Below are 22,583 nucleotides of genomic sequence, written 5' to 3' on the forward strand. Positions count from 1 at the left end.
CCGGTAAGAAAACAGACAGGGGCCTTCTTTTTTAGGAAGCCGTGAATCGGCACTACGATTATTTACGGAACGGCAACTTCACTACCTGTGCTTTCAGCTTACGTCCGCGGTTGTCGAGCCAGATAGTCGTTCCCGGCTGTGCAAAATCAATACCCACATATCCCAGTCCGATTCCGATTTTCCGTACCGGAGACATGGTTCCCGAAGTCACCCGACCGATCGGCTCACCCTGTTTGTTCACCAGCTGATAGCCGTGACGGGGAATTCCCCTGTCAATCATTTCAAAGCCGACCAGTTTCCGGGTTACCCCTTCCTTCTTCTGGCGTTCCAGTGCCTCCCGGTTGGTGAAGTTCTTTCCATCCACAAACTTCGTGATCCATCCCAGACCAGCTTCCAGCGGAGACGTGGTATCGTCGATGTCATTGCCATACAGACAGAATCCCATTTCCAGACGCAAGGTATCACGGGCTCCCAGTCCTACAGGCTTGATACCGAACTCAGCCCCTGCCTCGAAGATGGCATCCCATATCCGGAGCGCATCCTGCGGATAAAAATAAAGTTCAAAACCACCGGCACCGGTATATCCCGTATTCGACAGAATCACGTTCGGCACTCCGGCAAACTCACCCACCTTAAAGGTATAATAAGGGATGGAAGACAAGTCGACCGGTGTCAGTTTCTGAAGCGTAGCCAAGGCCTTCGGTCCCTGCACCGCCAACTGTCCGATGCGGTCGGACGAATTTTCCAGTTCGGCACCCACCTGGTTGTGACTGACGCACCAGTTCCAGTCTTTCTCAATGTTGGCGGCATTCACTACCAGCATGTATTTATCGGGTTCGTATGCATATACCAGCAAATCGTCGACAATTCCCCCGGTTTCATTAGGGAAACAAGTATACTGAATCTTTCCCGGAGTCAGCACGGCTGCATTGTTCGAAGTCACCTGCTGGATGAACTCAAGCGCATGTGGCCCTTTCACCCAGAACTCACCCATGTGAGAGACATCGAACACACCCACCGACTGGCATACAGTCATGTGTTCATCGATAATGCCGGAATATTCAATCGGCATATTATAACCAGCAAACTCATGCATCTTGGCTCCGAGAGCGATATGCTTCTCTGTAAAAGGAGTGGTCTTCATAATAAAAAACTGTTTAAGGTTGATAACACGGGGAATCCCCTGACATAAACCGGCAGGCATCGACTGTGGCGTAGGGTAAACATACGTTTACGGATACCGCTGAGAAGGTCCGGCCGGCAGAAACAAAGTTATAAAAAAATTCAGTATGACAGCAGCTTTTACACAAAAAACGGCCGGTTGCACGAATCAACCGGCAACCGACCGCATATACTGTTTCCTGTCAGCAGGTTATTTCAATTTATTTATAACGCTTGGCTGTCAGTTCTGCAATTTTCACAATCACATTCATTGCCTTCTCGATAGACTGGACAGGCACAAACTCATAACGTCCGTGGAAATTCAGTCCGCCGGCAAAGATATTGGGACAAGGCAAGCCCTTGAACGAAAGCTGTGCACCGTCCGTACCGCCACGGATGGCTTTCACCTTCGGTTCAACCCCTGCTTCCTTCATTGCAGCAAACGCAATGTCGATGATGTGCATCAGAGGTTCTACCTGCTGTCTCATGTTGTAATACTGGTCTTTCAGTTCCACGGTAACCGTATCCGCACCGTATTTTTCGTTCAGCCGGTCGGCACATACCTTGATGAAAGACTTACGGGCTTCGAATTTCTCTCTGTCGTGATCGCGGATGATATACGAAAGCGTACTGCTTTCCACTTCTCCTTCCATGCCTACCAGGTGGAAGAAACCTTCGTATCCGTCGGTAGTGGCAGGAGTCTCATCAGCCGGAAGCATGGCCACGAACTCGTTGGCTACCAGCATGGAGTTGATCATCTTGTTCTTGGCATATCCCGGATGTACGTTGCGGCCCTTTACATGCACCTTGGCTGCGGCTGCGTTGAAGTTTTCAAATTCCAGTTCACCCACTTCACCTCCGTCCATCGTATAGGCCCACTTGCATCCGAACTTCTCAACGTCGAACTTGTGCGCTCCCAGTCCGATTTCCTCATCCGGATTAAATCCGATACGGATTTTTCCGTGTTCAATTTCAGGATGTGCCTTCAGGTAAGCAACGGCAGCCACAATTTCAGCAATACCGGCCTTGTCGTCTGCTCCCAGCAGGGTATGTCCGTCGGTTACAATCAGGTCTTCTCCTACATGATCCTTCAATTCCGGGAACTGAGAAGGAGACAAGATGATGTGATCGGCTTCCGACAATACAATATCCCCACCCTCGTACTTCTCTACGATACGTGGAGAAACATTCTCACCCGACATGTCAGGGCTGGTATCCATGTGTGCAATGAAGCCGATGGTCGGAATCTCACGCTCCACATTGGCCGGAAGCGTTGCGAACAAATAGCCATTTTCATCCAAAGAAATGTCTTCCAGTCCCAGTTCTTCCAGCTCAGTTTTCAAATATTGTGCAAACACCATCTGCTTGGCTGTACTCGGAGTTACTCCTGTCGATTCATCAGACTGTGTGTCAAAGGTTACATACTTTAAAAAACGGTCAATTACTGTCATCATTCTTAACTATTAAAATACTATCTATGTAAAAATAGAAAATAGGTTTTGAATGACCAAATTCATTACCATTTTTTAGAGGTAATTTATAAAGGCGGCCCCCTTGCAGACAGATAGAGAAGCGGGATTTTGTTAAAAAGGAAGGAATGACCAGAAAGTCTTGGAAAAAGACAAAATTAAGTCGCCAAAGTTTTATACTTTTGTAATGAAAGTATGTTTATATGAAAAAATCCGTTTTATTATTTATCATAATCGGGGTTTTCACACTCAGTGGATTTGCGCAGGAGACTGTCATTTCTACTGCCGATACCCTTGCCACTCATGTTTCTGACAGTTCCAAAGCGTTGAAACGGAAGAACAAAGCCAACCGCAACTTGCATTACAACATCCTGGGAGGCCCCAGTTATGCACCCGACTTCGGAGTACTGGTGGGAGGTAGTGCGCTGATGACTTTCCGGATAAACCCCAAGGACAGTACCATGAAACGGTCGGTGGTACCGGCCTCACTGGCATTTATGTTCAACGGAGGATTGAACATCGTGGTCAAGCCTCAGCTTTTCTTCAAAAACGACAAGTTCAGGATATTCGGACAGTTCATTTATAAGAATACCCAGGAGAACTTCTATGGAGTGGGTTACAGCACGAACAAGAACTATGTGCGCAGCGACACTACGAGCCAGTACCGCTACAGCGGCATCCAGTTCAACCCCTGGTTCCTGTTCCGCATCAAGGAAAGCAACCTCTTCGTCGGACCGCAGATTGACCTGAACTACGACGAAATCATGGATCCGGCGCCGCTGATGGTGACCCAGTCCGACTATGTACGGGCGGGCGGAACGGAAAGCGGATACAAGAATTTCAGTTCCGGAATCGGTTTCCTGCTGACCTACGACACCCGTGACGTACCGGCCAACCCTTATAAGGGAATCTATCTGGATTTCCGGGGAATGATGTACCAGAAATGGCTGGGAGGAGACGATAATTTCTACAAGCTGGAAGTCGACTACCGTCAATACAAACTGCTGGGACAGCGGAAAGTACTGGCCTGGACGGTACAGAGCAAGCACGTATTCGGCTCTGAGATTCCGCTGAACAAATATGTGCTGAGCGGTACCCCCTTCGACCTGCGCGGATACTACATGGGTCAGTACCGCGACAAGTCATCGCACATAGCACTGGTGGAATACCGACAGATGTTCAACACAGACCGCAGCAACTGGTTCAAGAAAATCCTCCACCGCCTGGGCTTCGTGGCATGGGGAGGCTGCGGATTCATGGGACCGACCCCCGGCAAGATTGAAGGCGTATTACCCAATGCCGGAGTGGGACTGCGAATCGAAGTACAGCCAAGAATGAATGTGCGCCTCGACTTGGGACGCAATTTCAAGAACGAACAGAATCTGTTCTATTTCAATATGACAGAAGCCTTCTGATACCGGTTCCGGTACATTCCGGATCCGGCACTTCCAAATCAGAGGATAATGATTTCAGAGAAATTGAATCAGAGGGTAATGCGCATGCCGTCATATGTCAGGAAAACATTCTCGGGCAGCATTTTCTCCACCTCTGCATGCAGACCAATCTGATGACTCATATGAATCAGGTAAGCCTTCTTCGGAGCAATCCGGGCGATACAGTCCAGCGCCTCACTCAGCGACTGATGCGTAAAATGAGGAGTGATGCGCAAGGCATTCACAATCAGACAGTCCAGCTCTTTCAGACAGTCCACGCTTTCATCCGGCAAGGTAGTCATGTCGGTAATCCATGCCATCCTGCCAATCCGGTAACCCAGAATAGGCAACTTGCCATGCATCACCCGAAAAGGAAGCACCTCTACCGAATCACCGGAAAGTGAAGTAACCTGAAACGGCTCATAAGGCGTCAGCGGCTGCAGCGAGATACAGGGAGCCCCCGGATAAGGATTTTCAGAAAAACAATAAGGCATCCGGCTGTGCAGACGCTCGGCCGTATAGCGTTCGGCATAAACGGGGATATTACGGAAGAAACAGAAAGGACGCAAATCATCCAGTCCTCCGACATGATCGTAATGCTCGTGAGAAATCAGTACCCCGTCAATCGGGAAATACCGGTTCAGCGACAACGACTGCTGCCGCAAATCGGGTCCGCAGTCCATCAGTATGCTCACCCCATTGGTCTCAATCAGTCCGGAACACCTCAGTCTCCGGTCCCTCGGATCCTGACTGGTACATACTTCACAGGTACATCCCACCATGGGAACTCCGGTAGAAGTACCACTTCCCAAAATTGTAATATCCATCATTTATCCAAATAAATTATACCCGATTCTCAGGATTCCAGTTCCCCGATAAAGTTCACTTCCGGATGAATCTCTATACCGAACTTCTCTTTGACAGAAGCCACCACGGCCTCCGCCAGTCGGACGATGTCCTTTCCGCTTGCACCTCCCAGGTTCACCAGCACTAGGGCCTGGTTCTTATGTACCCCGGCACATCCCAGTGCACGTCCTTTCCATCCGCACTGGTCAATCAGCCATCCGGCAGGTACCTTGATATATCCCTCGCCTGCAGGATAAAAAGGCATTCCCGGGTATTGACGGGACAATGCAGCAAACTGTTCCTGGGGGATTACGGGATTCATGAAGAAACTGCCGGCATTACCGGTCACCTTAGGGTCGGGCAACTTCTGTTCACGGATTTCAATGATGGCGTTTCTCAGGTTTTCCAGTGTGAGTTCACACTGCTTCTGCGCAAGAATGGCACGGATATTTCCGTAATCCAAATGCCATACCGGCTGTTTGGTCAGGCGGAAAACCACGTGCGTTACCAGGTATTTTCCCTTTAAGGAAGTCTTGAAAATACTGTGACGGTAAGCATATTCACATTCCGCATTGGTGAATATCTTCTTTTCAGCCGTATCCAGAGACAGGGTCTCTACCGAAACAATCAAGTCTTTCGCCTCCACTCCATATGCACCGATGTTTTGTACGGCAGAAGCCCCTACTTCACCGGGAATCAGCGAGAGGTTTTCAGCACCGTACCATCCGTGTGCTACGGCATAGGCCACGAAATCGTCCCAAACCACTCCGGCACCGACACGGACTTCCACCCACTCATCGGTCTGTGAGAGCACCTCAATGCCCTGTATGTTTACGTGCAGAACTATTCCACGGAAATCGGACAGGAAAAGCAGGTTGCTTCCTCCTCCGATAGCCAGCAGCGGCAGACTTCTGTCCCATCCGGAAAGCAGAAAGTCACGTATTTCGTCTTCCGTATCAAAGTCGACAAAATAGTCGGTCCGTATGTCAATACCAAAAGTATTGTGTTTCAATAATGAATAATTCTGCAGTTTCTTCATATCTATATCTTGTTTTTCAGGATTATAATCTTCAGGCATTCCGGCCGGACCGGCTTCATTGCACCGGCCTTATCCTCAATTAAATGCACCGGTCATGCGGCTCAGTCACTCAAATCTTCGAATTTGTTCAGTTTCCAGGTTCCGTTGCGGCGCTGGAAATACAGGGTATTGCTGAAACCGTTGCCGAAGCCTTTGAATTCAACAATCTTGGTATCCGAATTCATCTTATCCGACTGTCCGTAATGTACATTCGTCAGTTTCTCCTTCATCAATGGAGGGCGGAACGAAAACCATTGGCCGACATCCAAAGTGGTCTCCAGAATCTGGAACTCATCCTCAGGATCGACGGTCACAAACACCAGGGGATCATCCAGTCGTTTCAACTGAAATGCAGAGTCACAGGAGAACTGTCTGTAAAAAGTATAGAAATCCTCACGGTCCTGCTCCTCCGCCAGTTTCTCCTGGTTGATTGCTTCCAGGAACCAGACATTCTTTATCCGCTCAAAGTAATAGCGCTTGACCAACCGCTTTGTCAGATCCATCTCGTCGACCTGGACGCTGTGAACGGCGGTATCCTTTTCCATTTCCATATCCTCTACATGATCGAACAGTACCGTATATGCCTGCTCACGAGAGAAAAGCGGATCGTACGTCCAGTCTTTCTGAGACACACGCACCACTCCTGTTCCTTTATACATTGATATGGGAAAAACAATACGCGTACGCTGAAAATCAGCATCAGAAGCGAAATTATAGAAAAAATCAGCAAAACTCTCGTCTGCCGTTGCCGGAATCACATCTTCTATCACCCATGAAGTGTCCTGAACTTCAGCCGATGACGGCAAACCCAGTGAATCCTCTTCCATGAGGCCGGTTTCTGTTGCGGCCTCTTTTTTTCCGCCTCCCGAACAAGAGGCAATCAACACCATTGCGCAAATCCCGAATACAATTTTTTTCATTGGTCAAAGCTTCGAAAATCGAGTGCAAAAATACCTTTTTTTTTTATTCCAATAATAAATGGACCCTGTTTTCTTTTTTTGTTGAAAAAAAAAGAAGATTAATTCAGTTTTAATACTTACCTTTGCGAGAACGAAAGAAACAAAAAAACAATAAATATGCTAGCACAAATAGAACAATTGCTCCAGGAAATAGAAGGAATCACAGCCAACAGCGCTGAGGAACTGGAAGCACTTCGTATTAAATATCTGAGTAAAAAAGGTGTCATCAATGCGTTGATGGCAGACTTCCGGAATGTTCCGGCTGAACAGAAGAAAGAGGTGGGTATGAAACTCAATGAGTTGAAGAACCGGGCACAGGAACGTATCAACTCGCTGAAGGAGGCTTTTGAATGCCAGGACAACGGGGCTGCCGAACTGGACCTGACACGTACCGCTTACCCTATCGAACTGGGTACCCGCCATCCGCTGAACATTGTCCGCAATGAAATCATCAGCATTTTCAACCGACTCGGATTTACCATCGCCGACGGTCCGGAAGTGGAAGACGACTGGCATGTATTCTCTTCCATGAACTTCGCAGAGGATCATCCGGCACGTGACATGCAGGATACTTTCTTCATCGAAAGCCATCCGGATATCATCCTCCGTACACATACCTCTTCTGTACAGAGCCGCGTGATGGAAAGCAGCCAGCCTCCTATCCGTGTAATCTGCCCGGGACGTGTATACCGTAACGAGGCTATCAGCTATCGTGCACACTGCTTCTTCCACCAGGTAGAAGGACTTTACATTGACAAGAACGTATCTTTCACCGACCTTAAACAAGTGTTGCTTCAGTTTGCACAGGAGATGTTCGGTCCGCAGACCAAGATCCGTCTGCGTCCTTCTTACTTCCCGTTCACTGAACCGAGCGCTGAAATGGATATCAGCTGCGACATCTGCGGCGGAGAAGGCTGTCCTTTCTGTAAATATACCGGATGGGTGGAAATTCTGGGATGCGGTATGGTAGACCCTGCCGTACTGGAAGCCAACGGAATTGACAGTAAAGTATATACCGGATATGCCTTCGGTATGGGAGTAGAGCGTATCGCCAACCTGAAATATAAGGTGAAAGACCTGAGAATGTTCTCAGAAAACGATACCCGGTTCCTGGAAGAATTCGAAGCGGCCAACTAAGGTTTCCGCTACACATACCGCACGGGTCTGTACCAATGTTCATTCATTGTACAGACCCGTGTATTATAATATATTGTATTCATTCTGTATTCTACCTGCAATTCTCCATTCGTCATGGGAAAAGAGCGTTTATTCACCTTTCATTACTGCTGTATCCTGCTGGCCAACTTCCTGCTGTATTTCGGATTCTGGCTGCTGACTCCCGTACTTCCGTTTTACCTTGCAGAAACTTTCTCTGCCTCCGAATCGGCAATCGGAATCGTGCTGTCGTGCTACACCATCTCTTCACTGTGTATCCGTCCTTTCTCCGGATACCTGCTCGATACGTTTGCACGCAAGCCGCTGTATCTGTTGGCTTACTTCATTTTCATGGTGACTTTTGCCGGATATATCTGGGCCAGCCTGCTCATGGTCTTCATTCTTTTCCGTATCATACACGGTATTTCTTTCGGAATGGTTACTGTAGGGGGAAATACCATCGTAATTGACATTATGCCTTCTGCACGACGCGGCGAAGGACTGGGGTATTACGGACTTGCCAACAACCTGGCCATGTCCATCGGTCCCATGTTCGGACTCTTGCTGCACAATGCAGGCACACCTTATATACTGATTTTCTCATACGGTCTGATTTCCTGCTGCATCGGTTTTGCGGCAGCCTGCATGGTGCGGACTCCCTATAAATCTCCCGTCAAACGCAGCCCGATCTCCCTCGACCGCTTTATCCTGCTCAAAGGACTGCCTGCAGGATTCAGCCTCCTGCTGCTGTCCATTCCGTACGGAATGACTACCAACTACGTGGCGATGTATGCCCAGCAAGTCGGCATCAAGGCCGAAACCGGTTTCTTCTTTACACTGATGGCAGTGGGAATGGCAGTCAGCCGGCTTTTCAGCGGACGGCTGGTAGACAGGGGAAAGATTACGCAGGTCATCAAAGCCGGACTTTATCTGGTATGCCTCTGCTTCCTGGCACTCACCTGCTGCGGATGGACCGTCAGTCAGTTCCCGGCTGCCACCGCATGGATATTTTTCGCCATCGCTCTTTTATTGGGCATCGGGTTCGGTACGATGTTCCCTGCATACAATACGCTTTTTGTCAACCTGGCTCCCAACAACCAGCGGGGAACGGCTACCAGCACGTATCTGACTTCATGGGATGTAGGACTGGGAATCGGAATGCTCAGCGGAGGATTCATCGCAGAAATTTCTTCGTTTCAGATGGCTTACCTCTCCGGCAGTCTGTTTACCATTGTCTCCCTGGTCTATTTTTATATCAAGGTATCTCCTCACTTCCAGAAGTACCGTTTGCGATAAGACACGAGAGACTACCCTTTCCGCATCCCTCAGGATTCCGGAAAAGAAAAAAGACAGTTTCCTGAGAGGAATACTGAATCACTCTTTGTACGTGAAAACGAAAATATGAGAAAGCTTATTCTCGACCAGAGTCACCTGGACTGAAAGAATAAACGAACGGAACAGGCCGGCATGCTCCACGATAAACGGAGGCAGATAATCCGCATAAGCCTCCGGATGTTGTATCACACGGTCCATATCGGTAACCAGAATAAAGGAAGCATCGCGCGAAAGGTTCGAGATACATTCTTCAAACAGGGAATGATCGGGCAAGGCTATGACACTGGAAATACAGGAATCCACCCGGTTCTGCCCCGCCATTACCAGCAGACTGTCGCTTGCAATGGGAGGAATGTGTTTCAGTTCTTCCGTCACATACCGGATACAGGAATCCGGTTCGTACACCTCACCGTTCAGATAAAATACCTCACTGTTCAGATGGATATCAAAGGCTCCCCAGCAATGTTCGTGGTTTCTGGAAAGAAGAGGTACGGAAGAAGTCCGTCCGTATAAAGTCACGTAATTGAACTCTTTTTGCTGATTTTCATCCCGTCCGGAAAAAGGCAGAAGGTCTTCGAGCGAAGAAGCTCCCTTGCACACGTCAATCACCTGCTCTATCAGGCGCTTCTGATAACTCACTACCAGAAAACCGTCTTCTTCATAGGTTGCAATAAAATCCTTATTCTGGGCAGCATAAATCTCTATTTTCTCGTTGCGGTAGACTTCCTTCTTGGGAGAAAAGCCTGAATTGATTCCCTGAAACATCTGTCTCAGGACCTTCTTGCCGAAATCCGTTGCCTGAAAATAAACGATTACATTGCGGGAAGAATAATCCATGGAATGAAAACTGACCAGCACGCGACTGACATGATTGCTCAGTCCGTGTGTATTATCAGCCACATAGGCACGCAGCCGGTTCTGCAAGTCCCATAAGATAGCCTTTCCCTGCAAGGTATCCAGCTGACTGGAATAAGCTACCTGAGCAAAGTCGTTGGTGATAAATTCGATATTGTCGGTTTCCAGTAAACCGATACAATCGGAAGGAACTAATGAAAACAGACTGATTTCTTTTTCATTATCTGCTGCATTCAACTTAGCGAAACTGTACAGGCCCACTCCTATCACAAAAAGAATGACCGATATAATCACACCCAATTTAGCTACTGCATGCTGCCTCATAATTAATTTATACTTTTTTGCAAATATAATTAATTATTTAAGAATATACAACCAATACTAATAAAATAAAAAATCCTGTCAGTTATGACAGGATTTCAAGCAGTCTGTAGAGAGGGTGACTAGTGGGACTCGAACCCACGACATTCAGAACCACAATCTGACGCTCTAACCGACTGAACTATAGTCACCATATAAAAGGCTTTTGAATTGGGTGACTAGTGGGACTCGAACCCACGACATTCAGAACCACAATCTGACGCTCTAACCAACTGAACTATAGTCACCATGTTGTTGGTTACCCTTTCAAAAGCGAGTGCAAAGTTACAACTTTATTTTTATTCTGCAAATTATTCAGCGCTTTTTTTTCAAAAATTCCTCCTTTATACCGATATTTCTTTCCTGGAAGAGGGCTCTGGTCTGTTTCAGGAAGTCTCCCATACGCAACCGTTCAGCCGCAGTCATGCCATTTTCATCCATCGAAGCCGGGTATAACGTAAACCTCTTTTTCCCGCTCAGCGGAGGCCGGGAAGTCCACACCAGGGAGTAAGCACAACGGTCCAGACGCGTCCGTCCCAGACGCTTCTTCAGTACCAGTTTCAGCATCAGTCCCCCGTCCGTATGCTTCTGACTCATATTCGAAATAAAATTTCCCAACGAATACGCCACCACGCTGCGATCCGGCTTATAAGCAGAAGGCCTGACCTCAATCGGTTGCACCACATGCGGATGTCCGCCAATCACATGGTCCACTCCCATCTCCAGCAGCCATTCTGCCAGTTCCCGCTCCGGCTTTTCAGGCAGCCGCCGGTATTCGATGCCCCAGTGCAGACAGGCGATAATGGCATCCGGCTTCATACTGCGTGCCTGCTGTATGTCCCGGCGCATCCGGTTCTTATCAATTCCGTTCACAATATTCGCACGCGGCACCGGTATACCGTTCGTTCCGTACGTATAATTCAGGAACACAATCCGGAAGCCCTTCTGCTCTACCAGCAACGGATGACGCGACTTGAAGTCCAGGGAATCCGCATAAGTACCTACTGCCTTCACCCCAGCCTTCTGCAACTGTTCCAAGGTTCGCACAAGCCCCTTTCCTCCCCGGTCCAGGCAATGGTTATTGGCCGTAAGAAACACATCAAAACCCGCTTTACACAAAGCCTGCAGCCACTCATCAGGAGCACTGAATGCCGGATACCCCGTATACGGACTTCCCCCCAGAGGCACCTCCAGGTTTCCTACCGCGATATCCGCCTTTCTAATTTCCTCCTCCACATAAGGAAAACACTCCGAATAATCGTATTTCCCTTCCGGAGTCCGTGCCGCATCCAGCTGTGCCTTGTGCTGCATCAGGTCGCCCACAAACAGCAGCGTGAGCGAATCGGACCGCTCAAAAGCATGAAGTGCTGCAGGCAAGCCCCAAAGCATTGTCCACAGCATTACATGTCTCACAGCCGGAAAAAAGTCCATCTTCATTCTCCGGTCCGTCATTATTTATAAATTTCCTTCTTGCCGGCCAGCAATGTATTTTTCATCAGTGACACGATGGTCATAGGGCCTACCCCTCCCGGTACGGGAGTGATGAACGAACATTTCGGAGCCACCTCATCAAACTTCACGTCACCGGTCAGTTTGAAGCCCGACTTGCGGGTTGCATCCGGTACACGGGTAGTACCCACGTCGATTACCACTGCACCTTCCTTCACCATATCCGCCTTCACGAAATTAGGCTGTCCCAGTGCCGCAATGATGATATCGGCTTCCCGGCACTCCTCCACCAGGTTCCGGCTCCGGCTGTGACAAACCGTCACCGTAGCGTCTCCCGGATAAGCCTTCTGCATCATCAGAGCCGCCATCGGCTTACCCACAATGTTGCTGCGTCCCAATACCACACATTTCTTTCCCTGAGTTTCGATGTGATAACGCTTCAGCAGTTCCAGAATACCACTCGGAGTGGCCGATACATAACAGGGAAGACCGATGGACATACGGCCTACATTGATCGGATGGAAACCATCCACATCCTTCCGGTAATCGATGGTCTCGATCACCTTCTGTTCCGAAATATGCTTCGGCAAAGGCAACTGTACAATAAAGCCGTCCACGTCAGGATCCGCATTCAGTTCATTAACCTTATTCAGCAACTCTTCCTCGGTTACATCCGATTCATAACGAATCAAGGTAGAAGTAAAGCCACACTCTTCGCAGGCCTTCACCTTAGCCGCTACATACGTCTCACTTCCGCCGTCGTGTCCTACCAGTATGGCTGCCAGATGCGGGCGTTTCTCTCCCCGTGCAACCATATCCGCCACTTCGGCCGCGATTTCTTTTTTAATCTGAGCCGACACCGCTTTTCCGTCTATCAATGTCATCATAATACCGATTTTATTGTTTCTCTTTTAAATGATGTTTAAACAAATGTAATCTTTTTCAAGGGGATACTGCCTTTCCCTCTGCATGATTTTATAGTTATTTAACGGGGCAAGCCTTCCGCCCTTTCCGGACCGGAAAACCCGACCAGTACCGTCAGCTACCGCCGCATGTCCACGGCAGTCCTGCACTTCCAGCCGTCCACAAGCCATCTTCATCTTCCCTTCCCGGTCACAGACAAACTCAGGCCTTGGCTTCCCGACTATCCTTTACCCGCTTTTTCCACAACTGCCAACTGTTGATTACGTTTTGCCACAGGACGTAACTTCCGGGAGCAATGGCAGAAGCCGGATTCAGGTAAGTACAAGCCATCCAGATAGCCAGTACCGTATTTTTCTGCCCCAGGGCCTGTCCCGCACTGATACGGTCGGCATACATTCCGCCCACCTGCTTGCCCACCACAAACTGGATTACACAGGCCAGCAAGGCCAGGAAAGCAATGCCACACTCCTGAGTCAGCGAAGTATCTCCTTCAATCACCGATTCCGTGGTCTGCCCCATCACAATGACCAGTGCTACCGCCCAAAGATAAAAAGCCAGATCCTTGCGTGCCACCACCCAGCGATGCAGCAGAGGCAACCACCGGCGACAGAGCCAGGCCATGACAAAAGGCAGCAGCAAAAGCGGGAACACCTTCCTCAGAATCCGGCCGAAGGCCATCAGAAACGAGATGTCCGATGCCTCAATGAGCGGGAACAACAAGGGTACGGCCACCGCAGCCAGCAAATTCGACAACAAGGTGTAGGTTGTCAGCGCAGCCGCGCTTCCTCCCAGTTTACCGGTCACTACCGCAGCCGCCGTAGCTGTCGGACAAATCAGGCACACCATCACTCCTTCCAGCAAAATCCGCAGATAACTGTCCGTCACCCCCACAATCAACACAGCGGATACCGCCAGGCAGGAAAGCAACTGAAACCCCAGCAGCCACCACACCCAAGGGCGAGGAGACAGATCCTTCACCTCCACCTTGCAGAAAGTAAGAAACAGTTGCAGAAAAATCAATATCGGAGTCAGCCAGGCCATCAGCTGGCGGACAGCCGGCTTCACCGGATCCGTCCATCCGAAAGAGGAAAAAAAGAAATACCCGATCACCCCGGCCAGCATGGCCAGAGGAAGCGTCCAGTTTTTGATAAATTGTAACATAACCTCTTTTTTATAAAAACGGAGGCAAAAGTACGAAAAAGTAAAAACGGAATCGCTTTTTTCTATGAATTTATAGCATTTATCCATGGTTAAAGCATCTTATTAAATACAACTATCGGAAATGAAGAAAAAAGATATTAAATTTGTACCCAAATATAATTATGAACACAACGAATATTCACATCATATCCATCATCATGTGTCTGCTGGCTTTCTGCACGGCAACTCCACAGGCACAGGCCGCCCCTCAAAAAAGATTTACTGTAGTCATTGACCCCGGGCACGGAGGACATGACCCCGGAGCTGTCGGACGGCGTGGAAAGGAAAAGAATATCAACCTGAGTGTCGCCCTGAAACTAGGAAAACTGATCGGCTCACTCGAAGATACTGAGGTTATCTACACCCGCAAGAACGACAGGTTTGTGGCATTGCACGAGCGGGCGGACATTGCCAACAAGGCAAAGGCCGATCTTTTCATTTCCATTCACACCAATTCCATTGCCTCGCGTTCCAGCAAAGTGAGCGGTACCGAGACCTATACGCTGGGTCTGCACAAGACGCAGGAGAACCTGGAAGTGGCCAAGAAGGAAAATGCCGTAATTCTGATTGAGTCCGACTACCGTACCCGCTACGCCGGATTCAACCCCAACTCATCGGAGAGCTACATCATTTTCGAGTTCATGCAAGACCGCAACATGTCTCAGAGTGTCAACTTTGCCCGGCAGATCCAGCATCAGTTCCGCAACCACGCACGGCGCGTGGACAAAGGAGTGCATCAGGCCGGATTCCTCGTGCTGCGTGAAACCACCATGCCGAGCGTACTGATTGAGCTGGGATACATCACCAACCCGTCGGAAGAAGCCTACCTGCTGTCGGAAAACGGTTCTTCGGCACTGGCGCAAAGCATTTATCAGGCTTTTCTGAAATACAAGCAGCATCGGGGTGGCGTACAGAAGACTGCTGCAAATACGATTACAGAAGACTTTACCGCAGATACCACCCTGCCAAGTGCTGGTGATTCGGACAAGATTGCCCCGGTGGAATCGGCCGCTCCCGCGACTACGGTGACCGACCCGGCTCCTGCTCAGGAAACGGCTGACACCACACAGGACCGGCCCGTGTTCAAGATACAAATACTGACTTCCGACCGCCTGCTGTCGCAGAAGAACAAAGCTTTCAAGGGATTTTCCCCGATCGGGCACTATAAAGAAAAAGGTATTTATAAATACACGTATGGAGAAGATTACAATTACAACAAAATACTCCAGCTTTTCAGACAGAAGGTACGTCCCCGCTTCAAGGATGCATTCATCATTGCGTTCAAGAACGGAGAGAAAATGAATGTCAACACAGCCATTAAAGAATATAAACAAAACAAATTAAGATAAATAAGAACAACGAATGAATATGAGAAAAGAAGTTAAGATAGGTTTGGCAGGCATTGGAGCACTGCTCATTCTCTTTTTCGGAATCAACTATTTAAAGGGAATCAACCTTTTCAAGCCCGAAAGCTACTATTACATCGACTTTGAGAACATCAACGGACTGGCCAAGTCAAGTCCCGTTTTCGCCAATGGATTCAAGGTGGGAATCGTCAATGAGATTCAGTATAATTACCAGAAACCCGGACACGTAACCGTAGGGGTGGAAATGGACCAGAACATGAAAATCCCCACCGGAAGTACAGCCGAACTGGTAACCGAAATGCTGGGTACCGTCAAGATGAACCTGCTGCTCAACCATGCCAGCACCAGTTTTATGCAGGAAGGAGATACCCTCTCGGGATATGCCAACGAAGGTATCATGGGGGCAGCAGAACACAACATCCTGCCGAAGGTAGACAAAATGCTGCCGAAGCTCGACTCTATCCTGAATTCACTGAACCAGCTGCTGGCTAACCCGGCACTGGCACAGACCCTGCAAAACGCAGAGAAACTGACAGCCTCGCTGAACGTTACCGGACAGAAAATCAACCAGCTGATGAGCAACGAGATTCCGGTACTCACCCAGAACATGACTGCCATTACAGAGAACTTAAAAACCATCAGCAGCAACCTGAAGGATGTCGACTATGCCGCTACCTTCGAAAAGGTAGATTCTACATTGAACAACGTGCGTCTGCTCACCGAAAAGCTGAACCGGAAAGACAACAGCCTCGGACTGCTGATGAACGACTCTTCACTGTACCAGAACCTGAATGCCACTTCGGCCAATGCAGCCAGTCTGCTGGAAGACTTGAAGGCTAATCCAAAGAGATACGTACACTTCTCACTCTTCGGAAGAAAAGACAAATAAAATCCGATTATTTAGATTTAATCTAAAATACAAAATTACGAATTTCAGATAGCGTAAATAACATAACCCGCTGATTATCAATACAGATAAACAGCGGGTTCGTTTTTTACACACACATATTGCAGTGTAATAAGTTGAAACACAAAATCTTGCAATCGCTCCCATACCATAATTTAACAATTTATTTAACACTGTAGAAACATCTGAATCACAGAACATTACATAAAAAATCAAAAAAGCAAGAGAAAATCGATTTGTTTTTCTAAAAATAGATTCCGAAATTTGCAGCAGTAGAAGTTTCGCTTTATTAATAACAAATTAAATATGATTGAAAACAATCAGGCTATTGTATTATGGAATCGTTGCCTCAATTTCATCAAGGACAACGTAAATACGACAGCCTTTAAGACATGGTTCGAGCCAATCGTACCACTAAAATACGAAAATAAAGCCTTGACTATCGGGGTTCCAAGTCCTTTCTTCTATGAATATCTGGAAGACAAGTACGTGGGATTGCTGCGTGCTGCCATTTTCAAAGAAATCGGAGAAGGCACGGAGCTGATGTATTCCATCCTGACAGATAAGACTAACCGGATAGCAATGGATATCAAGGGGACAGAGCATTCGAATGCACTGCCGCCTCAGACGTCCATACACAATGCGAACAAAAGTCCGAACCTCCTGAAGGCCCCTGCCGTTCAGGACCTGGACCCGCACTTGAATCCCAACTACAATTTCGATAACTTCATCAAAGGAAGCAGCAACGAGTTTTCACGCACGGTAGCCGAAACAGTAGCACAGAATCCGGCCCGTACGTTCAACCCGCTGTTTCTGTACGGACCGTCGGGTGTGGGAAAGACGCACCTGATCAATGCCATCGGTACGCGCATCAAGGAACTGTATCCCGAAAAGCGTGTATTGTATGTATCTGCACACCTGTTTCAGGTGCAGTATACCGACTCGGTACGTACCAACCACTTCAATGACTTCATCAGTTTCTATCAGACCATTGACGTGCTGATTATTGATGATATTCAGGAGTTTGCCGGGGTTACCAAGACACAGAATACCTTCTTCCACATATTCAACCACCTGCATCAGAACGGCAAGCAGCTGATTCTGACTTCCGACCGTGCTCCTGTCATGCTGCAGGGTATGGAAGACCGCTTGCTGACCCGATTCAAATGGGGGCTGGTGGCCGAACTGGAAAAGCCGGATATCGAACTGAGAAAGAACATTCTCCGCAACAAGATCCGCCGCGACGGTCTGATTATTCCGGAATCGGTGATCTGCTACATTGCCGAAAGTGTCAATGAAAGTGTCCGTGAACTGGAGGGTATCGTAAACTCGCTGCTGGTCTACTCCATCCAGCTCAAGCGGGAAATCGACCTGGAACTGGCCCAGCGCATCGTACGCCAGGCTGTACGCTGTGCAGAGGTAAAGCCGCTGACCGTAAACGACATCATCGAGAAGGTGTGCAGTCACTACAAGGTGGAAACTTCGACCATCCACACCAAGACACGCAAAAGAGAGGTGGTGCAGGTACGTCAGGTGGCCATGTATCTGGCCAAAAAACATACCGATGCTTCTTCTTCAAAAATCGGTCAGCTGATTGGCAACAAAGACCACGCAACGGTATTGCATGCATGCAAGATTGTCAAAGACCAGGTGGAAGTCGACAAGGCTTTCAAATCTGAAATCGAGGAAATCGAAATCAGCCTGAGACAGAAATAATCCGTTACCGACACCGGTGTACCGGTCCTTTCTTTCCCTGCTCTTCAGTACGGGAAGCAGAGCGACCTGCGACGGAAAATAAAATAAAACGGAAAGATAAAATAAAAGAGCGAGCCGCATCCACATTCAGTGGTAGATGCGGCTCGCTCTTTTCGGGACGGCCTCAGCCATTTTATTCTTTCCGGAATCCCTGCCTCTTCAGCACTGCCTTCAGACGCTCAGACATTACCTCATTGTCCGTCTTCTTGTAACGGATGTCCGTAAAGATCTGCGCCAGGGTCTCCGTATGATTGATTTCCACAAAATGCTTGTTTTCCGGAAGCCCTTCCTTATAGGCATAAATCTCATCGATATCCTTTTCCGAATAATCGTGATATACTTCCTCGTGCACAATACCGCTTACCGGTAATCTGTCGGGCTGTGGAGGACATTCATCCGGATATCCCACGGTAATCGTGGCAATCGGCATCACCAGTTCCGGCAAGTGCAGGATATCCACAATCTGATCCGGGTTGTAAACCGTAGTTCCCAGGTAACAGATGCCCAGTCCGTGCGCTTCGGCCAGGGTACAGAAATTCTGGGTAACCAGCAAGGTATCACTGGCGGCATTCAAGAAGGAAATCGGATTGTCGTACCCCGGCTCTGCCTTACGCATGCGGCACCATTTGCTGAAACGGTTGAAATCGGCACAGAAAGTCAGCACCACCGGAGCCGAGGTCACCATCGGCTGGTTGAAATGAGCCGGAGCCAGCTTCTGCTTCATCTCCGCATCGCGTGTCACAACCACACTGTACAATTGCATATTGCCCATTGTCGAAGCCCGGAAGGCCTCTTCCAGCAAACCGTTCAACAAATCGGCCGGAATATCCTGCTGGGTATATTTCCGGATTGTTCTCCTGTTTTTTATTGAGTCCATAAACGTGTTTTATAAGTTAACCATTTATACAAAGATAAGCAATATTCTTAATAAACGGATAAAATCCGAAAGTTTTCCCTGTACGGAAAACCTGCTGCATTCGGCTTACCCCGAAAGGAACAAGTGAACACAAGTTTTTCAAAACGGAAAACTTTGTTCACCCCTCCAAACAGATAAGCAACTGATAATAAACAGATTGGTTTTCCGTTTTGGAAAACTTCACAAAACTGTTGATAACTTTTCCACTATTTATTTTGCCAATTCGGAAAACATCTATAGATTTGCACCAGTTTGTTATTAATAAACCCAACTTCTACTACTTTATTTAACAGATATAACAATATTATATTAAACAGAAATAACAAACTAATTATTATACGAAAGTGGAAAAGCAAACCTACAGCTATGATGACGCTTATAAGGCATCGTTACAGTATTTCAACGGAGACGAACTTGCTGCCCGCGTATGGGTCAACAAATATGCAGTAAAAGACTCTTTTGGAAACATCTACGAGAAATCACCAGAAGACATGCATTGGCGTATAGCTAATGAAGTAGCCCGTATCGAAGACAAATATCCGAACCCGCTCAGTTCGAAAGAACTCTTCGACCTGTTCGATCATTTCAAATACATCGTTCCTCAGGGAAGTCCGATGACCGGTATTGGAAATGACTTCCAGATTGCTTCATTGTCCAACTGTTTTGTAATCGGTCTGGACGGTGCCGCCGACTCGTACGGTGCCATCATCCGTATCGACGAGGAGCAGGTACAGCTGATGAAACGCCGCGGAGGTGTCGGACACGACCTCTCACACATCCGCCCGAAAGGTTCTCCAGTGAAAAACTCCGCACTGACTTCTACCGGACTGGTTCCTTTCATGGAACGCTACTCTAACTCAACCCGTGAAGTGGCACAGGACGGACGACGCGGTGCCTTGATGTTGAGCGTATCCATCAAACACCCTGACTCAGAATCGTTCATTGACGCCAAGATGACCGAAGGAAAGGTTACCGGTGCCAACGTTTCTGTGAAGCTCGACGACGAGTTCATGCAGGCGGCTGTAGAAAACCGCATGTATACCCAGCAGTTCCCGATCGACTCTGACCATCCGATGTACACCAAGGAAGTGAATGCTTCTGCCTTGTGGAAGAAAATCGTACACAATGCATGGAAGTCGGCCGAACCGGGCGTATTGTTCTGGGATACCATTCTGCGCGAATCCGTTCCCGACTGTTATGCCGACCTGGGATTCCGTACCGTATCGACCAACCCGTGCGGTGAAATTCCGTTGTGTCCGTACGACTCTTGCCGTCTGCTGGCCATCAACCTGTATTCGTATGTAGTCAATCCGTTTACTCCGGAAGCCTATTTCGATTTCGACCTGTTCAAGAAGCACGTGGCGCTGGCACAGCGTATCATGGACGACATCATCGATCTGGAACTCGAAAAAATCGAGAAGATCATGGAAAAGATTGACAGCGACCCGGAAAGCGACGAGGTAAAAGGAACAGAGCGCCACTTGTGGGAAAAGATTTACCGCAAATCAGGACTGGGAAGACGTACCGGTGTAGGTATCACGGCCGAAGGAGACATGCTGGCTGCAATGGGACTGCGCTACGGTACAGAAGAAGCCACTGATTTCTCAGAAAAGGTACACCGTACCATTGCCATCGAGGCTTACCGTTCGTCTGTCTGCATGGCTAAGGAACGCGGTGCCTTCGAAATATACGATGCGGCACGCGAAGCCAACAACCCGTTCATCAACCGCCTGCGCGAAGCAGATCCTGAACTGTATGAGGAAATGAAGAAATACGGCCGGCGCAACATTGCGTGTCTGACCATCGCTCCTACAGGAACCACCAGTCTGATGACTCAGACCACATCGGGTATCGAACCGGTATTCATGCCGGTATACAAGCGTCGCCGCAAGGTAAATCCGAACGATGCCAATGTACATGTGGACTTCGTGGATGAAACCGGTGATTCATTCGAAGAATATACTGTCTTCCATCACAAGTTCCTTACCTGGATGGAAGCCAACGGATATGATTCAACCCGGAGATATACTCAGGAAGAAATCGACGACCTGGTAGCCAAATCGCCTTACCACAAAGCCACTTCGAACGACGTAGACTGGCTGATGAAGGTCAAGATGCAGGGACGTATCCAGAAATGGGTGGACCACTCTATCAGTGTGACCATCAACCTGCCGAACAACGTAGACGAAGACCTGGTGAACCGTCTGTATGTAGAGGCATGGCGTTCTGGCTGTAAGGGATGTACGGTTTACCGTGACGGTTCACGTGCCGGCGTACTGATCACTACCCAGAAGAAGAGCGACAACAAGAGCGAAAAGGAATGCAACTGCAAGCCGCCACAGGTAGTAGAGGTCCGTCCTCGTGTACTGGAGGCCGATGTAGTGCGTTTCCAGAACAACAAGGAAAAATGGGTAGCCTTTGTCGGATTGCTGGACGGACATCCGTACGAAATCTTTACCGGTCTGCAGGACGACGAAGAAGGTATCCTGCTGCCTAAGTCGGTGACTACCGGACGCATCATCAAGAACTATGATGAAGAGGGCAACAAGCGGTACGACTTCCAGTTCGAGAACAAGAGAGGTTATAAGATGACTGTCGAAGGCCTTTCAGAGAAGTTCAACAAGGAGTACTGGAACTATGCCAAGCTGATTTCGGGAGTCTTGAGATGGAGAATGCCGATCGACCAGGTACTGAAGCTGGTTGACTCACTGCAATTGGACAGCGAGAACATCAATACCTGGAAAAACGGTGTGGCCAGAGCCCTGAAGAAATACGTACAGGACGGTACAGCCGCTGCAGGCAAGTGTCCCAACTGCGGACACGAGACCCTGGTTTACCAGGAGGGATGCCTCATCTGTAAGACTTGCGGTTCTTCACGCTGCGGATAATGCCGGACGGAACATTCCTGTCAACTACAGAGACTGATCAACGAATTCATATAAAATGCCTTGTCCGATATCCAAAGGGCAAGGCATTTGTTTTTCTCACACATAACACCTTATGATTATGTCACATCCTCAGAATATGTACATTCACCTCAAAGGGTTGAAGTTTTATGCATACCACGGTGTGTTCGACCAGGAACACCGGGTAGGAGCAGAATACTCCGTCGACCTGCGGCTGAAAACGGATTTCTCACAGGCCGCCGAAACCGATGAACTGGAAGGAACGGTCAATTACGGAGAGGTCTTCCAGGCCGTAAAAGCGGAGATGATGATTCCCTCCAAACTGCTGGAGCACGTGGCCGGACGCATTGCACAGCGACTGCTGCACGACTTTCCGACAGTAGAGGAAGTCCGGATTGCCGTCTACAAGCAGAATCCTCCCATGGGAGCCGACTGCCAGCAGACTGGAGTAGAAGCGACTTACCAGCGGAAATCCTGAACCGTCTTCGGGAAAATGAAAGGGACTTCG

The 22,583-nt window shown here is 48.5% G+C and carries 18 protein-coding genes and 2 tRNA genes; 8 read left to right on the forward strand and 12 right to left on the reverse strand.

Annotated features, from left to right (window positions below):
- Positions 1–58 precede the first annotated feature (58 nt).
- Together gcvT and pepT are read right to left on the reverse strand one after the other, a co-directional pair.
- Positions 59–1,144, reverse strand: coding sequence for a glycine cleavage system aminomethyltransferase GcvT (gene gcvT / locus H3001_RS03730; RefSeq protein WP_181214114.1), 1,086 nt, complete (start codon positions 1,142–1,144; stop codon positions 59–61).
- A 238-nt stretch (positions 1,145–1,382) separates the two neighbouring features.
- Entirely contained in the window at positions 1,383–2,612 is a 1,230-nt protein-coding gene (gene pepT / locus H3001_RS03735) for a peptidase T (protein ID WP_178243510.1), read from the reverse strand.
- 221 nt (positions 2,613–2,833) lie between these two features.
- Here pepT and H3001_RS03740 point away from each other — a divergent pair, with 221 nt between their 5' ends.
- The gene (locus H3001_RS03740) at positions 2,834–4,045 is read left to right on the forward strand and encodes a BamA/TamA family outer membrane protein (protein ID WP_178243496.1); all 1,212 of its coding nucleotides are present in this window, start codon (positions 2,834–2,836) and stop codon (positions 4,043–4,045) included.
- Positions 4,046–4,113: 68 nt separating this feature from the next.
- Here the strand turns inward: H3001_RS03740 and H3001_RS03745 are convergent, their stop codons facing one another.
- The 3 genes from H3001_RS03745 to H3001_RS03755 all read right to left on the reverse strand — a co-directional run bounded on the left by H3001_RS03745 (position 4,114) and on the right by H3001_RS03755 (position 6,907).
- Positions 4,114–4,890 (reverse strand): MBL fold metallo-hydrolase, encoded by a 777-nt coding sequence (locus tag H3001_RS03745; protein WP_178243495.1) that lies wholly within the window; start codon positions 4,888–4,890, stop codon positions 4,114–4,116.
- Positions 4,891–4,919: 29 nt separating this feature from the next.
- Positions 4,920–5,948 (reverse strand): UDP-N-acetylmuramate dehydrogenase, encoded by a 1,029-nt coding sequence (murB, locus tag H3001_RS03750; RefSeq protein ID WP_178243494.1) that lies wholly within the window; start codon positions 5,946–5,948, stop codon positions 4,920–4,922.
- Positions 5,949–6,049: 101 nt separating this feature from the next.
- Positions 6,050–6,907: a DUF4348 domain-containing protein gene (locus H3001_RS03755; protein WP_181214115.1), complete on the reverse strand. Its 858-nt coding sequence runs from the start codon at positions 6,905–6,907 to the stop codon at positions 6,050–6,052.
- A 156-nt stretch (positions 6,908–7,063) separates the two neighbouring features.
- On the opposite strand from H3001_RS03755, the gene H3001_RS03760 reads away from it, so the two are divergent.
- Complete coding sequence (locus H3001_RS03760) at positions 7,064–8,083, forward strand: phenylalanine--tRNA ligase subunit alpha (protein WP_178243492.1); 1,020 nt, start codon at positions 7,064–7,066, stop codon at positions 8,081–8,083.
- Positions 8,084–8,197: 114 nt separating this feature from the next.
- Positions 8,198–9,397, forward strand: a complete 1,200-nt coding sequence (locus tag H3001_RS03765) for an MFS transporter (RefSeq protein WP_178243491.1) — start codon at positions 8,198–8,200, stop codon at positions 9,395–9,397.
- Between the two features lie 78 nt (positions 9,398–9,475).
- Here H3001_RS03765 and H3001_RS03770 read toward each other — a convergent pair whose 3' ends face one another.
- From H3001_RS03770 to H3001_RS03795, 6 genes are all read right to left on the reverse strand, one after another.
- Positions 9,476–10,615, reverse strand: coding sequence for a hypothetical protein (locus H3001_RS03770; RefSeq protein ID WP_181214116.1), 1,140 nt, complete (start codon positions 10,613–10,615; stop codon positions 9,476–9,478).
- A gap of 114 nt (positions 10,616–10,729) precedes the next feature.
- Positions 10,730–10,803: transfer RNA gene (locus tag H3001_RS03775), tRNA-His, on the reverse strand.
- A 22-nt stretch (positions 10,804–10,825) separates the two neighbouring features.
- Positions 10,826–10,899 (reverse strand) — tRNA-His (locus H3001_RS03780).
- A gap of 67 nt (positions 10,900–10,966) precedes the next feature.
- Positions 10,967–12,064, reverse strand: coding sequence for a CapA family protein (locus H3001_RS03785; protein ID WP_394367789.1), 1,098 nt, complete (start codon positions 12,062–12,064; stop codon positions 10,967–10,969).
- Positions 12,065–12,102: 38 nt separating this feature from the next.
- Positions 12,103–12,984: a bifunctional methylenetetrahydrofolate dehydrogenase/methenyltetrahydrofolate cyclohydrolase FolD gene (gene folD / locus H3001_RS03790; RefSeq protein WP_178243508.1), complete on the reverse strand. Its 882-nt coding sequence runs from the start codon at positions 12,982–12,984 to the stop codon at positions 12,103–12,105.
- Positions 12,985–13,225: 241 nt separating this feature from the next.
- Positions 13,226–14,185, reverse strand: a complete 960-nt coding sequence (locus tag H3001_RS03795; protein ID WP_178243489.1) for a bile acid:sodium symporter family protein — start codon at positions 14,183–14,185, stop codon at positions 13,226–13,228.
- 161 nt (positions 14,186–14,346) lie between these two features.
- On the opposite strand from H3001_RS03795, the gene H3001_RS03800 reads away from it, so the two are divergent.
- The 3 genes from H3001_RS03800 to dnaA all read left to right on the forward strand — a co-directional run bounded on the left by H3001_RS03800 (position 14,347) and on the right by dnaA (position 18,214).
- Positions 14,347–15,573, forward strand: coding sequence for an N-acetylmuramoyl-L-alanine amidase family protein (locus tag H3001_RS03800; RefSeq protein ID WP_181214117.1), 1,227 nt, complete (start codon positions 14,347–14,349; stop codon positions 15,571–15,573).
- A 19-nt stretch (positions 15,574–15,592) separates the two neighbouring features.
- Positions 15,593–16,480 (forward strand): MlaD family protein, encoded by an 888-nt coding sequence (locus H3001_RS03805; protein WP_181214118.1) that lies wholly within the window; start codon positions 15,593–15,595, stop codon positions 16,478–16,480.
- A 324-nt stretch (positions 16,481–16,804) separates the two neighbouring features.
- A complete protein-coding gene (dnaA, locus tag H3001_RS03810; protein WP_178243486.1) occupies positions 16,805–18,214 on the forward strand; it encodes a chromosomal replication initiator protein DnaA in 1,410 nt (469 codons plus the stop codon).
- Between the two features lie 172 nt (positions 18,215–18,386).
- On the opposite strand, the gene H3001_RS03815 is transcribed toward dnaA, so the two are convergent.
- Positions 18,387–19,130 carry an NADPH-dependent oxidoreductase gene (locus H3001_RS03815; protein WP_178243485.1) on the reverse strand — a complete coding sequence of 248 codons (744 nt, stop codon included), beginning with the start codon at positions 19,128–19,130 and terminating at the stop codon, positions 18,387–18,389.
- 383 nt (positions 19,131–19,513) lie between these two features.
- On the opposite strand from H3001_RS03815, the gene H3001_RS03820 reads away from it, so the two are divergent.
- Positions 19,514–22,057, forward strand: a complete 2,544-nt coding sequence (locus H3001_RS03820; RefSeq protein ID WP_178243484.1) for an adenosylcobalamin-dependent ribonucleoside-diphosphate reductase — start codon at positions 19,514–19,516, stop codon at positions 22,055–22,057.
- 118 nt (positions 22,058–22,175) lie between these two features.
- A complete protein-coding gene (gene folB, locus H3001_RS03825) occupies positions 22,176–22,553 on the forward strand; it encodes a dihydroneopterin aldolase (RefSeq protein ID WP_246368459.1) in 378 nt (125 codons plus the stop codon).
- The last annotated feature ends 30 nt before the right edge of the window (positions 22,554–22,583 follow it).

The organism is Phocaeicola faecicola (genome assembly GCF_013618865.1).
In the GTDB taxonomy this organism is placed as follows: domain Bacteria; phylum Bacteroidota; class Bacteroidia; order Bacteroidales; family Bacteroidaceae; genus Phocaeicola; species Phocaeicola faecicola.

Excerpts from the sequence above, each read along its gene's own strand:
- gcvT (WP_181214114.1), bottom strand. The coding sequence starts at position 1,144 with ATGAAGACCACTCCTTTTACAGAGAAGCATATCGCTCTCGGAGCCAAG.
- pepT (WP_178243510.1), bottom strand. The coding sequence starts at position 2,612 with ATGACAGTAATTGACCGTTTTTTAAAGTATGTAACCTTTGACACACAG.
- H3001_RS03740 (WP_178243496.1), top strand. The coding sequence starts at position 2,834 with ATGAAAAAATCCGTTTTATTATTTATCATAATCGGGGTTTTCACACTC.
- H3001_RS03745 (WP_178243495.1), bottom strand. The coding sequence starts at position 4,890 with ATGGATATTACAATTTTGGGAAGTGGTACTTCTACCGGAGTTCCCATG.
- murB (WP_178243494.1), bottom strand. The coding sequence starts at position 5,948 with ATGAAGAAACTGCAGAATTATTCATTATTGAAACACAATACTTTTGGT.
- H3001_RS03755 (WP_181214115.1), bottom strand. The coding sequence starts at position 6,907 with ATGAAAAAAATTGTATTCGGGATTTGCGCAATGGTGTTGATTGCCTCT.
- H3001_RS03760 (WP_178243492.1), top strand. The coding sequence starts at position 7,064 with ATGCTAGCACAAATAGAACAATTGCTCCAGGAAATAGAAGGAATCACA.
- H3001_RS03765 (WP_178243491.1), top strand. The coding sequence starts at position 8,198 with ATGGGAAAAGAGCGTTTATTCACCTTTCATTACTGCTGTATCCTGCTG.
- H3001_RS03770 (WP_181214116.1), bottom strand. The coding sequence starts at position 10,615 with ATGAGGCAGCATGCAGTAGCTAAATTGGGTGTGATTATATCGGTCATT.
- folD (WP_178243508.1), bottom strand. The coding sequence starts at position 12,984 with ATGACATTGATAGACGGAAAAGCGGTGTCGGCTCAGATTAAAAAAGAA.
- H3001_RS03795 (WP_178243489.1), bottom strand. The coding sequence starts at position 14,185 with ATGTTACAATTTATCAAAAACTGGACGCTTCCTCTGGCCATGCTGGCC.
- H3001_RS03800 (WP_181214117.1), top strand. The coding sequence starts at position 14,347 with ATGAACACAACGAATATTCACATCATATCCATCATCATGTGTCTGCTG.
- H3001_RS03805 (WP_181214118.1), top strand. The coding sequence starts at position 15,593 with ATGAGAAAAGAAGTTAAGATAGGTTTGGCAGGCATTGGAGCACTGCTC.
- dnaA (WP_178243486.1), top strand. The coding sequence starts at position 16,805 with ATGATTGAAAACAATCAGGCTATTGTATTATGGAATCGTTGCCTCAAT.
- H3001_RS03815 (WP_178243485.1), bottom strand. The coding sequence starts at position 19,130 with ATGGACTCAATAAAAAACAGGAGAACAATCCGGAAATATACCCAGCAG.
- folB (WP_246368459.1), top strand. The coding sequence starts at position 22,176 with ATGTCACATCCTCAGAATATGTACATTCACCTCAAAGGGTTGAAGTTT.